The 11,612-nt window shown below is 73.0% G+C and carries 10 protein-coding genes; 4 read left to right on the top strand and 6 right to left on the bottom strand.

What is annotated here, in order from left to right; genetic code table 11:
- Positions 1–37: 37 nt before the first annotated feature.
- The gene (locus tag SSP24_RS26675; protein ID WP_141312250.1) at positions 38–1,246 is read left to right on the top strand and encodes a serine hydrolase domain-containing protein; all 1,209 of its coding nucleotides are present in this window, start codon (positions 38–40) and stop codon (positions 1,244–1,246) included.
- A gap of 88 nt (positions 1,247–1,334) precedes the next feature.
- Here SSP24_RS26675 and SSP24_RS26670 read toward each other — a convergent pair whose 3' ends face one another.
- Together SSP24_RS26670 and SSP24_RS26665 are read right to left on the bottom strand one after the other, a co-directional pair.
- On the bottom strand, positions 1,335–1,754 hold the full coding sequence (locus SSP24_RS26670) for an organic hydroperoxide resistance protein (RefSeq protein WP_141312249.1): 420 nt from the start codon (positions 1,752–1,754) through the stop codon (positions 1,335–1,337).
- Positions 1,755–1,859: 105 nt separating this feature from the next.
- Complete coding sequence (locus tag SSP24_RS26665) at positions 1,860–2,882, bottom strand: NADP-dependent oxidoreductase (RefSeq protein WP_141312248.1); 1,023 nt, start codon at positions 2,880–2,882, stop codon at positions 1,860–1,862.
- 126 nt (positions 2,883–3,008) lie between these two features.
- Between SSP24_RS26665 and SSP24_RS26660 the strand changes: the two genes are divergently transcribed.
- Positions 3,009–3,449 (top strand): MarR family winged helix-turn-helix transcriptional regulator, encoded by a 441-nt coding sequence (locus SSP24_RS26660; RefSeq protein ID WP_141312247.1) that lies wholly within the window; start codon positions 3,009–3,011, stop codon positions 3,447–3,449.
- Between the two features lie 101 nt (positions 3,450–3,550).
- A complete protein-coding gene (locus tag SSP24_RS26655) occupies positions 3,551–4,270 on the top strand; it encodes a class I SAM-dependent methyltransferase (protein WP_141312246.1) in 720 nt (239 codons plus the stop codon).
- 14 nt (positions 4,271–4,284) lie between these two features.
- Here the strand turns inward: SSP24_RS26655 and SSP24_RS26650 are convergent, their stop codons facing one another.
- The 4 genes from SSP24_RS26650 to wecB are packed head-to-tail and all read right to left on the bottom strand — an operon-like array spanning position 4,285 to position 10,082.
- Positions 4,285–6,468, bottom strand: a complete 2,184-nt coding sequence (locus SSP24_RS26650) for a glycosyltransferase (protein WP_141312245.1) — start codon at positions 6,466–6,468, stop codon at positions 4,285–4,287.
- On the bottom strand, positions 6,465–8,372 hold the full coding sequence (locus SSP24_RS26645; RefSeq protein ID WP_141312244.1) for a hypothetical protein: 1,908 nt from the start codon (positions 8,370–8,372) through the stop codon (positions 6,465–6,467). The genes SSP24_RS26650 and SSP24_RS26645 overlap by 4 nt, the downstream gene beginning before the upstream one ends.
- Positions 8,372–9,001, bottom strand: a complete 630-nt coding sequence (locus SSP24_RS26640) for a class I SAM-dependent methyltransferase (RefSeq protein WP_141312243.1) — start codon at positions 8,999–9,001, stop codon at positions 8,372–8,374. The genes SSP24_RS26645 and SSP24_RS26640 overlap by 1 nt, the downstream gene beginning before the upstream one ends.
- Positions 8,994–10,082, bottom strand: coding sequence for a non-hydrolyzing UDP-N-acetylglucosamine 2-epimerase (gene wecB / locus SSP24_RS26635; RefSeq protein WP_141312242.1), 1,089 nt, complete (start codon positions 10,080–10,082; stop codon positions 8,994–8,996). The genes SSP24_RS26640 and wecB overlap by 8 nt, the downstream gene beginning before the upstream one ends.
- A gap of 38 nt (positions 10,083–10,120) precedes the next feature.
- On the opposite strand from wecB, the gene SSP24_RS26630 reads away from it, so the two are divergent.
- The gene (locus SSP24_RS26630; protein WP_229865137.1) at positions 10,121–11,572 is read left to right on the top strand and encodes a glycosyltransferase family 4 protein; all 1,452 of its coding nucleotides are present in this window, start codon (positions 10,121–10,123) and stop codon (positions 11,570–11,572) included.
- Positions 11,573–11,612: the final 40 nt, after the last annotated feature.

Below are 11,612 nucleotides of genomic sequence, written 5' to 3'. Positions count from 1 at the left end.
CGAGCAGCGGACGGCCGAGGAGGCAAAAGGAGATCGGATGACGCAGGAGATCCACGGCACCGTCGCCGACGGCTACGAGGAAGTGCGCGCGGAGTTCGCCGCGTTCGTGACGCAGGAGCGGCCGGACTACGAGGGGCAGTTGTGCGCCTACGTGCACGGGCGGCGGGTCGTCGACCTGTGGGCGGGTCCGGACGGCGCCTCGGCCGAGTCGCTGTACGGCGTCTTCTCGTCCACCAAGGGCGCCGCCCACCTCGTCGTCGCACTCCTCGTCCAGGACGGCACGCTGGAACTGGACCGCAAGGTGACGTACTACTGGCCGGAGTTCGCCGCCGAGGGCAAGGGCGCGCTGACCCTGCGCGAGCTGCTCACGCACCGGGCGGGGCTGATCGGGCTCGACTCCGGGTTCACCGAGGAGGAGCTGGCGGACGACCGGGTGATCTCCGAACGGCTCGCGGACCAGCGGCCGTTCTGGCGGCCCGGCACAGCGTTCGGCTACCACGCGCTGGTGCTCGGCGCGCTCGCCGGTGAGGTGGTCCGGCGGGCCACGGGCCGCACCCTCCAGGAGGTGTACGAGGAGCGGGTGCGGGCCCCTTACGGGCTGGACTTCTACCTCGGGCTGCCCGCCGCCGAGGAGGTCCGTTTCCGGACCGCGCAGCCGATGCTGCCGACGCCCGAGCAGCAGGCGGTCCTGGACTCCCGGCCGACCGGCCCGCACACGCTCACCGCGATCGCCTTCAACTCGCACGTGTCCGGGGCGGGTGAGGCGGTGGACCACGCCAACTCCCGCCTCGTCCGCGCCAAGGGCCCGGCATCGGCGGGCGGCGTGGCGGCCGCGCGCGGGCTCGCCGGGATGTACGCGGCGGCGATCAGCGAGGTGGCCGGGCGGCCGCCGCTGCTGAAGCCGGACACGGTCGCCGAGGTCGGGCAGATCCACTGCGTCGGCTACGACCTGGTGGCCCGGGCCCACAAGGCGTACGGGCTCGGCTTCCAGGCGACGGCCGAGAACTGGTACCCGTTCCTGGGCGCGGGCGCCTTCGGGCACAGCGGTGCGGGCGGTGCGCAGGCCTTCGCCGATCCGCGCAGCGGGCTGGCGTACGGCTACACGCGGCGGCGCGGTGCGTTTCCGGGTGGGGCGGCGCCGGAGAACGAGAGGTTCGTGCGGGCGGTGCACGGGGTGGCGGTGAGGGTGGTTCAGCGGGCTGAGCGTGGTTCTTCCGGCCGTCTGACTGCGGTTCAGGCCGTCTGACCGTGACTCGGGCCGTCTGACCGTGGTTCATGGCGAAGGCCGCACCCCACGTCCAAGGGTGCGGCCTTCGTCGTACGCAACGAGTCCGTCAGACGAGCGTCACGGTGATGTTGCCGCGGGTCGCCTTGGAGTACGGGCAGACCTGGTGGGCCTTCTCGACCAGCGCCTTCGCGGTGGTCTCGTCGACGCCCGGGATGTCCGCCGAGATCTCGACGATGATCCCGAAGCCGTCGTCGTTCTTGCCGATGCCGACCTTCGCGGTGACGGTGGAGCCGGAGATGTCGGCGTTCTCCTGCCGGGCGACGACGCCGAGGGCGCCCTGGAAGCAGGCGCTGTAACCGGCGGCGAACAGCTGCTCCGGGTTGGTGCCGGAGCCGCTGCCGCCCATCTCCTTCGGCGGGTTCACGACGACGTCGAGCTTGCCGTCGTCGGTGGCGACCCGGCCGTCGCGGCCGTTCTCGGCGGTGGCGACTGCCGTGTACAGGACGTCTGACTGCTGGATGGGCATGCGGTGCCTCCTCGGTCCCCCCGGGACTCGCGCCCACGATCCCGGACGATTTCGGAAAGAAGTTACCGCATGCCGGAAAGTCAAGAAAGGCGCCGCGCCGTCGGCTCAGAGCTTGACGATCATCTTGCCGGTGTTGTCGCCGCGCAGGACGCCGAGGAAGGCCTCCAGGTTGTTCTCGATGCCCTCGACGACGGTCTCGCGGTACTTCAGGGCGCCCGAGGCGACCCAGGGGCCGACCTCCTGGACGAACTGCGGCTGGAGGTCGTAGTGGTCGCCGACCAGGAAGCCCTCGATGCGGCCGCGGGTCTGGATGAGGCGGGCGAGGTTCCTCGGGCCGGGGGCGGGCTCGGTGTTGTTGTAGATGGAGATCATGCCGCAGACGGCGATCCGGCCACCCCGGTTGAGGGAGCCGATGGCCGCCTCCAGGTGATCACCGCCGACGTTGTCGAAGTACACGTCGATCCCGTCCGGCGCGGCGGCCCGCAGCTGCTCGCTCACCGGCCCCGTCCTGTAGTTGAAGGCGGCGTCGAAGCCGTACTCCTCGACCAGCAGTTTGACCTTCTCGTCGGACCCGGCGGACCCGATGACCCGGGAGGCACCCTTGAGCTTCGCGATCTGCCCCACCTGGCTGCCGACGGCACCGGCGGCCCCGGACACGAACACCACGTCGCCCTCCTTGAAGGCGGCGGTGCGCAGCAGACCGGCGTACGCGGTGAGCCCGGTCATACCGAGGACGCCGAGGTACGTCGACAGCGGCGCGGCCTGCGGGTCGACCTTGACGGCGTTCTTGGCATCGACGGCGGCGTACTCGCGCCAGCCGAAGAAGTGCAGGACGTGGTCGCCGACGGAGATGCCCTCGGCGTTGGAGGCGACGACCTCGCCGACGGCGCCGCCCTGCATGACCTTGCCCAGCTCGAAGGGGGCGACGTAGGACTTGGCGGCGCTCATGCGGCCGCGCATGTAGGGGTCGACGGAGACGTACAGGTTCCGCACCAGCACCTGCCCCTCACCCGGGGCCGGCATCGGGGCCTCGACCAGGGCGAAGTCCTCGGGCTTGGGCCAGCCGACGGGGCGGCTGAGGAGGTGCCATTCGCGGTTGACGTCGGGGAGGGCGGGGGTGTCGGTCATGGCGGGCGCCTTTCCTCGTGATTTCGGGAGCAGAGACTTCGTTTCCGGAGGCAGATACTTCAGGACCTGAAACAACCATGCTCTTGAACATTTCATGCTGTCAAGTAACCGGGTACCCTGGAGACCATGGCCACACCTCACCAGACCCGCCCGGACGCGCTGACCATGGAAGTCGTCGACCTGATCGGCTCGGTCGTGGCCCGCTACCACGAGGAGTACGAGGAGGCGGCCGCCGACCACGCCCTGACCGGTGCCCAGGCGAAGCTGCTCAGCCTGCTCTCCCTGGAACCCCTGCCCATGCGCAAGCTGGCGCACAAGCTCAAGTGCGAGCCCTCGAACGTCACGGGCATCGTCGACCGCCTCGAATCCCGGGGCCTGGTCGAGCGCCGCCCGGACCCCGCCGACCGCCGGGTGAAGCTGGCGGCCGCGACGGACGACGGCCGCCGGGTGGCCCGCAGCCTGCGCGAGTCCCTGCGCTTCGCCCGGGAGCCGCTGGCGGGGCTGAGCGAGGAGGAGCGGCTGACGCTGCGGGATCTGTTGCAGCGGATGGTGGGCGTGGAGGGCTGAGGCCGGGTCCTCCTGCGCCGTCACGCCTTCCGGGTGGCGGCGGTAGCGAACCGCCGGACGGGTCCTGGGCCGCGGGTGCGGCGCGTCTCTAGCCTCGGCGCATGGCGAACCTGTGGGACCTCATGCGCGACTGCATCCCCGACGACCACGCCCGCCAGGTCACGTCCCGCTACTACCTCGACGAGGTCATGACCTCGCCGGGCGCGCCGGACCGGGTGGTCGATCTGGGGTGTGGGCGGGGCACGTCCGCCGCGCTCTTCCGCAGACACGATCCGAAGGTGCGGTGGGTCGGCGTCGACATCCGGGACTCTCCCGAGGCCCGGCAGCACCGGCCCGGCGGTGTTCCGCTGGTCCACTTCGACGGTGTCCATCTGCCGTTCCGCTCCGACGCCGTGCCGCTGATCTACTCGCACCAGGTCTTCGAGCACGTCTCGCGCCCGCGTGAGCTGCTGGCGGAGGTCGGGCGGGTGCTGCGGCCGGGCGGGCTGTTCATCGGCAGCACGTCCCAGTTCGAGCCGTACCACTCCTTCAGCCTGTGGAACTACACGCCGTACGGATTCCGGGTGCTGGTCGAGGAGGCCGGGCTGGCTCTGGAGGAGATCCGGCCGTCCCTGGACGGGGTGACTTTGATCATGCGGTCCTACGACCACCGGCGGAAGACCGAGTACGGGCGGTACTGGGACGAGGAGTCCCCGCTCAACACCGAGATCGACGGCTGGGCGAAGGACACCAAGCGGCGGACGGCACTGGTGAACCTGCGCAAGCTCACGTTCTGCGGCCAGTTCGCGTTCCGGGTCGCCAAGCCCGGGCGCCGGGCCTAAAGCCAGCCTGAACATCAGCCGGACACCAGCAGCTCCGTCCAGTCCCGGGCCACCCGGTGCAGTGAGAACTGCTCCCGCACCTGCGTGCGGGCCAGCTGCCCGGCGTCCCGCCAGCCGTCCTCGTCCAGTTCGGCCAGCGCGCTCGCCATCGTCTCCGGGTCCTGGTGGATCCACCGCCGGTCGTAGATCTCGTCGGCGCCGGGCCACGGCAGCAGGGCGGGGACGGCGGCGGAGGCCATGCCCTCGGCGGGGGCGAGGTGGAAGCTCTCGTCGTCGCTGGTGGACAGGACGTGTCCGACGCGCCGCAGCCAGCTCGCCACGTCCGCGCCGAACTCGTCGAAGACGACGGCACCTTCGAGCAGCGGCGAGGTCTGCATGCGGCGCAGTACGGCGTCGTAGTGCGCGCGTTCCTCGGGCTTGTTCCAGATCCACCAGTACTCCCAGGGCGGCTTGGACTTCACCGAGAGGTGCCAGCGACGGTCCCGGGCGCGCAGCGCCTGAAGGACGTCGAGGCCGAGGTCGAGGCGTTTGCGGCTGGGCGCGATGCCGATCATGCCGAGGCGGAAGCGGGCGCCGGGCGCCTTGGGGCGGTCGAGCTGGTCGGTGTCCACCCAGTTCGGGATGACCGTCACCTTGGACTCCGGCCAGCCGGTGTGCGCCAGGGTGCGGCGGGCGTAGTACGAGCTGACGCAGATCACCTGGTCGACGGCGTCGATGTCGACCTGCCCGGGCCACTCGGCGTCCAGTTCGAAGCGGTGCAGCCGGATGATCAGGCGGCTGCCCTGCCGCTTGTGGCGGCTGTACCAGACGGCGGCGGGACCGCACCACTCGACGACCACGACATCGGCCCAGTCGGCGAGTTCCCGGCTCGCGGCCGGATCGTGGCGGGCGAGCGCCGGCCAGGCGTCGACGCGTACGTCGAGACCGGGCAGCGTACGGAAGTGGTCCAGGAGCCGGGAGAGGAACTTCAGGTCGTGGCCCGCGATGCCCACGCGCAAGGGCCGCGTCCGGGCGGCCACGGCGGCCGGCGCCTCGGGGAAGGCCTGGTCGAGCTGGGCGCGCCAGCGTTCCGCCGCCGCCTGCAGGGTGTACCGGGCGGCGGCGTCCCGGCAGCGGTCGGCGGCGAGCCGCCGGGCCTCGGGCTCGCGCACGGCACGGGCGACCGCCTCGACGGCGTCGTCCAGTCCGGCGCGTCCGGGTACGTACAGCGGATAGTCGGCGCCGAGCAGCGCCTCGTGGGCGGGGGTGCGGTTGAGGACGACGGGCAGTCCGAGGGCGCCGAACTCCAGGACCTTGGTGGACAGTTCGAGGCTGGCGTCGAGGGCGGGCTCGCGCCAGCCGAGGCCGAGATCGCAGTCGGCGGCGAGGCGCATGGCCTCCTCGCGGGGCTGCCCGCCGTGGTGTTCGACGCCCGGGGTGACGGCCAGCGCACGGGCCATGGCGGACTGGAAGTCCGGGTGCCGGGGATCGTCGTGGATCTTGTCGCCGACGGCGTGCAGCTCCGCCCGGACGCCCCGTTCGGCGAGCAGGGCCGGCAGGCGGGTCATGGGCAGGGTGTTCCACAGGGGGGCGAACTTGCCGGTGTAGACGAGCCGGAAGGGGTCGTGCGGGCGCTCGTGCTCCGGCACCGGGGAGTCCGGCTCGGGCACGGCGGGCGGGCTGAGCACGCACTTGCCGCAGGCCTGGGGCACCCAGGTCTCCAGCAGGCAGCGCAACTCCTCGGTCTGGCACAGCAGCCGCTGGGAGGCCTGGGCGATACGGGTGAGTTCCGCGCGGGCCCCCTCGGTCATCTCGGCGGCCGACTGGGGGATGTCGGTGAGGTAGGCCCAGATCCGTCCCTCGAAGTCGCCGTCGGCGACCACGCGCCCGACCAGTCGCCGTCCGCGCAGCACCAGCAGGTCGCAGGGCTCGTCCGCGTCGAGCTCGGCGAGCACCTGGGAGGCCTGCACGGGCGACAGCGGCCGGTCGGCCTGTCCGGGCAGCAGCCGTTCCTCGTAGGGGCGGACCACCGTGACGCCCGGCAGTCCGGCCAGCGGGTCGATCAACCGCCCGGTGCGCACGGGGGCCTTGAGGACGAGCCGGGTCCGGCAGCCGGCCCGCGACAGTGCCTGCACCGTCGACTGGGCCCAGACGGCGGAGCCGTCGATGAGATTGAGGTCAACGTCGCCGTAGACGAGCGCGTTCAGTGTCCGGCTCATGTCGGCTCCTTCCCGCACCAGGCGAACAGGCGGTGCCCCTGCCGCGCCCAGGTCTCGGGCGGCGCGCCGGACGCCAGCAGCGACCGGCGTACCAGGAGGGGGCGCAGTTCGGGGACGAAGGTGTAGTCGTCGGCGGCGGGCGTGCTGCCCACCGCGTCGGCTCCGGAGTACTCCTGCGCGCACATCAGGTCGAGCAGCAGCGTGTCCGGGCGGTCCTCGGTGAGGTCGGTCCAGTCGGCGACCCAGGGGGCGAGGGGTGCGCCGGTGCGTACGGTCACGCCGGCGGCGGCGAGTTCGTCGAGTCCGGTGGGATCGGGTACGACGACCTCGCAGGGCCGGTGTTTCTGGTCCAGCACCTGGGCGGTGAGCCGGGCGATGTCGGCCCGGTCCTGTGGGGCGGCCAGCACGCAGACGCGGCGTTCGTCCAGCGGGTCGGGGGCGCCGATCCGGCGGGCCAGTTGCGACAGGCGTACGCGGGTGCTGTCCGCCCGGAACACCTCACGCAGCCGCTGCCTGCCGTCGGCCGCCGGGTCCAGGCTCGCCAGCCGCACACCGGCGTCCGCGTCGAGGACGGCGTCCCAGGCGAGCCGGGTGAGCGCGGGGGCCGCCGAGGCCGGGCCGTCCCGCCACAGCACGCAGGAGCGGCCCGCCGCCCGGGTCTCGGTGATGAGTTCGGCCAGCCTCCGGTCGAGGTCGGGGGCGAGTCCGGTGCCCGTGAGCGCCCAGGGGCCGTCGCCGGTGCAGGCGCTGAGCTGGACGACCAGGGCGTCCGGGTCGGTGCGCTGCACGACCAGCCGCCCGTCGTGCGGCAGCGCCCGGTTGACCACGGCGTCGGCCGCGAGGTGCGCGGCGGTGGCTTCGGTGAGAACCCCGGCGATCACCAGCCGGTCGCGGGGCATCGAGGCGAACGCGCGGTAGGCCAGGTGGAGCCGCGCGTCCGACACCGCCTCCCGCGCCACCGTCTCCGACGCGGTGCTCCGGGACGCGGGCCGCCCCTTGGACGCCGTACCCGGGGGCACGGAGCGCGACGTGCCCCGCCCCCGCAACCGCACGTACAGCTCCCGGGCCCCCGGCGCCACGCCCGTGGACGCCTGGTGCGATGTCGCCCGTCCCCGCCACAGCCCGTACAGCTCCCGTGGCAGCCGCGTCGCCTCGCGCCGGGGTGAGCGGGCCGCCGACACCAGGGCCCGCCCCACCCGCAGCGAGGTGGAGCCCTCCAGCATCGCCACGCGCGCCTCCAGCAGGCCGACCCGGTCCCGGGCCCTGTGCAGGGCGGCCGCCAGCCGGTCCTTCTCCCGAACGGCGGCGGCGAGGCGCTCGGCGAGGCCGTCCTCGTGGGCGGGCCCCCGGGCGCGTTCCGCCTCCTCGGCATCGCGCTCCAGGTCCAGCACACGGGCCCGCAGCGACCGCGAGACGAGGTCGGCGAGGACGTACTCGTCGGCGATCCGCAGCGCGGTGGCGAAACCCTCCGCCGGGACGGGCCTGCCGGACCAGTCGTGGGGCGGCAGGAGTTCGTCCGTGCGGACGAACACCGCGCCCGCGTGCAGGTGCTCGTAGTCGAGCGGGGCGGCGCGCAGCACCTGGCAGTGGTGGGCCACCAGGGCGTCGAGGAGCCGGTGGTAGGGCAGTTCGGGCCCGTGGTGGCCGAAGAGGATCAGGCCGCGGCCGCCGGGGCGCATGCGGTGCAGTACGGCGAGACAGTCGGTCTCGGTGCCGTGCAGCGCCGGATCGGGGCCGTACGACACGAGCACCAACTCGCTCTCGCCGATGTCCCGTTCGCCCTGGTGCAGGGCGACATCGCCGGGGAGGTGCAGATAGGGCTCCAGGTCGAGCCCGCCATCGGTGGCGTCCACGACGGTGGTGACGCCGTCCAGGTGAGGGTGGAGCAGATCGGTCAGGCGCATCAGCGGGTCCTCGTGAAGACGTGGAAGCCGACCTCGTTCTCGCGGAAGCCGTACGGGGTGAACAGGGTGTGGCGCAGGCCGAGGGGTTCGAGCAGCGCGGTGTACTCGGCCGTCGGGCGGTGCAGGATGTAGTCGCCGCGCGGCCGGCGGGTGCCGATGTCCTCGTCGGTGAGGATCAGCCGTCCGGTGATCCGCACCAGCGAGGCGAGGTTGCGCAGGCCGGTCGCCCACTCCTCGTCGTCCAGGACGTGGAAGAGGACGTCGACGCAGAGCACGACGTCGTACGGCCAGGGGCTGCGCCACTCGTCGAGGGCGGCGACGGCGTAGCGCGGGCGGCCGCCCTGGGCGCGGGCGTGCGTGACGGCCTCCTCGCTCGCGTCGAAGGCGTCGACGCGGTGGCCGCAGCGGGCCAGGGCGCGGGCGAAGTGGCCTTTGCCGCAGCCCGCGTCGAGCACGAACAGCGGGGCCTTCTCGTCGGCCAGGTCGCCGATCAGCGGGAGCAGGGTGCCGAGCCGCAGTGCGTAGAAGATCTCGTTGCCCGCGCGGTCCAGGCCGATGTGGCCGCCGGACGCGAGGTCGTCGTGCACGCGGTGGCGGGTGTCCCAGTAGGCGCGGGTGACCTCAGACATGGTGGTCCAGCCAGCGGGTGACCTCGGCGGCGATCCGGGCCCCGGCCCGCCCGTCCCACAGTGGCGGGCCCTCGTCGGGCGGCGGCTGTCCGCCGTCCAGTACCTTGCGCAGCGCGGGTACGAGTTCGGCGTGGCCGACGAGGCGGTTGGTGCCGTGGGTGACGGTGACCGGGCGCTCGGTCGTGGTGCGCAGGGTCAGGCACGGCACGCCCAGGACGGTGGTCTCCTCCTGGACGCCGCCCGAGTCGGTGATGACGGCGGCGGCGCCGCGCACCAGGCTCATGAACTCGACGTACCCCAGCGGGTCGAGGACGTGGACGCCCGGTGCGCCGTCGAGGCCCGCCGCGCCGAGTGCCGCCCGGCCGCGCGGGTGCAGGGGGACGGCGAGGTCGAGCAGCCGGGCCGCCTCGGTCAGGGCGCGCGCGGCCGCCTTGGCCGCCTCGGGGTCGTCGACGTTGGCGGGGCGGTGGAGGGTGACCACGCCGTAGCGCTCCGGCAGTCCGTACGCGGCCCGGGCGGCGGCCGGGTCGAAGTGGTCCAGGTGGGTGAGCAGGGTGTCGATCATGGGGTTGCCGACGAGATGGACCCGGCCCGGGTCGACGCCCTCCCGGGCAAGATGGCCGACCGCCTCTGGGCTGGTGGCGAACAGCAGCTCGGCCAGCTGGTCGACCAGCCGCCGGTTGACCTCCTCCGGCATCGCCATGTCGAAGCTGCGCAGGCCCGCCTCCACATGGGCGAGCGGCATGCCCAGCTTGGCGGCGACCAGGGCGGCCGCCAGCGTGGAGTTGACGTCCCCGTACACCATCACGAGGGCGGGATCGCGCGCGGTCAGCTCACCCTCCAGGGCGATCAGGAGGTCGGCCGTCTGCCGGGCGTGGCTGCCGGAGCCGACGCCGAGATCGGTGTCCGGCTCGGGCAGGCCGAGTTGCCGGAAGAAGATGTCCGACATCCGTTCGTCGTAGTGCTGACCGGTGTGCACCAGGACCTGGTCGCAGCCCGCCGTGCGCAGTGCGGCGACGACCGGGGCGGCCTTGACGAAGTTCGGTCGGGTGCCGACGACGTGGAGTACACGGCCGTTCATGTCGTACTTTCTCCGCTCTCGCCGCCTAACGTGACGGCATGTCGCGTCATATCCCCCGTGCGCTCAGTCTGGCCGCATCCGTGGCATGGGGCGAGCTGCGCCATGACCCCCTCCGGGCGGCACTGCTGGGGGTACGGCTGCTGCCGTCGCCCGTGCGGCGCCGGGTGAGGGCGCTGGAACGACGGCTCACCGAACGGGCCCGGACGGCCGGTCCGGCCGCTGCTCCATCCGGGGTACGGGTGCCCGCGCCGCCCGCCCGGACGGTCCGCCCTGTGCCGGGCCGGGTGCTGCATCTGGTCACCAACGGGCTGCCGTTCAAGCACGCCGGCTACACCGTGCGCACTCAGCAGATCGCCGAGGCGCAGCGCGCCGCCGGGCTCGATCCGCATGTGGTGACGCGGGTCGGGTTCCCGGTGGCGCAGGGGGTGCTGGACGCCCGCCCGGTGCAGACGGTGGGCGGGGTGCCGCAGCACCGGCTGCTGCCGCCGTGGCTGCCGTACGGGCAGGCGGCGGTGCTGGCCCGCAACGCCGAGCTGGCCGGCCGGCTGGTGCAGCGGCTGCGGCCCGCAGTGCTGCATCCGGCCACCGACCACGGCAACGGGCGGGTGGCGTTGGCGCTGCGCGCCGCTTACGGGCTGCCGGTGGTCTACGAGGTGCGCGGCTTCCTGGAGGACACCTGGCTGACCCAGGCCCCGGGGCGGACCTGCGCCGACCCGACGTACCGGGCGCGGCGCGAACTGGAGACGCACTGCATGCGCGAGGCGGACCTGGTGCTGACGCTGGGCGCGGCGATGAAGGCGGAGATCGTGGCGCGCGGGGTGCCCGAGGAGCGGGTGCTGATCGTGCCGAACGCGGTGGGCGAGGAGTTCCTCGCGCCGCTGCCGGACGGGGCGGCGCTGCGGGCCCGGCTGGGGATCGCGCCGGACGATTTCGTCGTCGGCACGGTCAGCAGCCTTACTCCACACGAGGGAATCGGCACATTGCTCCATGCGGGTGCCGAGCTGAGGCGTCGCGGGGTGCCGCTGCGGCTGCTGATCGTGGGGGACGGACCGGAGCGCGCGGCGCTGCTGCGGCTGGCCGGGCGGCTGGGTCTGGCCGACGGTGCGACCGTGTTCACCGGCCGGGTGCCGTACGCCCAAGTGCGGGACTTCCACGCTGTGTTGGACGTGTTCGCGGTGCCGCGCACCGACGAGCGCGTGTGCCGGTTGGTGACACCGCTGAAGCCGGTCGAGGCGATGGCGAGCGGGCTGCCGGTGGCCGCCAGTGACCTACCCGCACTGCGGGAGCTTGTCCAGCCGGGAGTGACCGGACTCCTCGCCCCGCCCTCCTCCACACAAACTTGGGCAGATGCGATCGAAACCCTGCTTTACAGTCGAAACCGTCGGGCCGAATGGGGAGCGGCCGCCCGCGAGTTCGTGGCGCGTGACCGCACCTGGAAGCGCGTCGCCGCGACCACCCGCGAGGCGTACCGCGCCCTCGGCTGCGCTTGAGATGCGGGCCCGGCAGGTCCCGCGACGAGGCAGGGGTGAA

It is taken from the genome of Streptomyces spinoverrucosus, from assembly GCF_006539505.1.
Taxonomy (GTDB): domain Bacteria; phylum Actinomycetota; class Actinomycetes; order Streptomycetales; family Streptomycetaceae; genus Streptomyces; species Streptomyces spinoverrucosus.
Note: the sequence above shows the minus strand (reverse complement) of the source record. Positions and strands in the feature narration are given on the sequence as shown.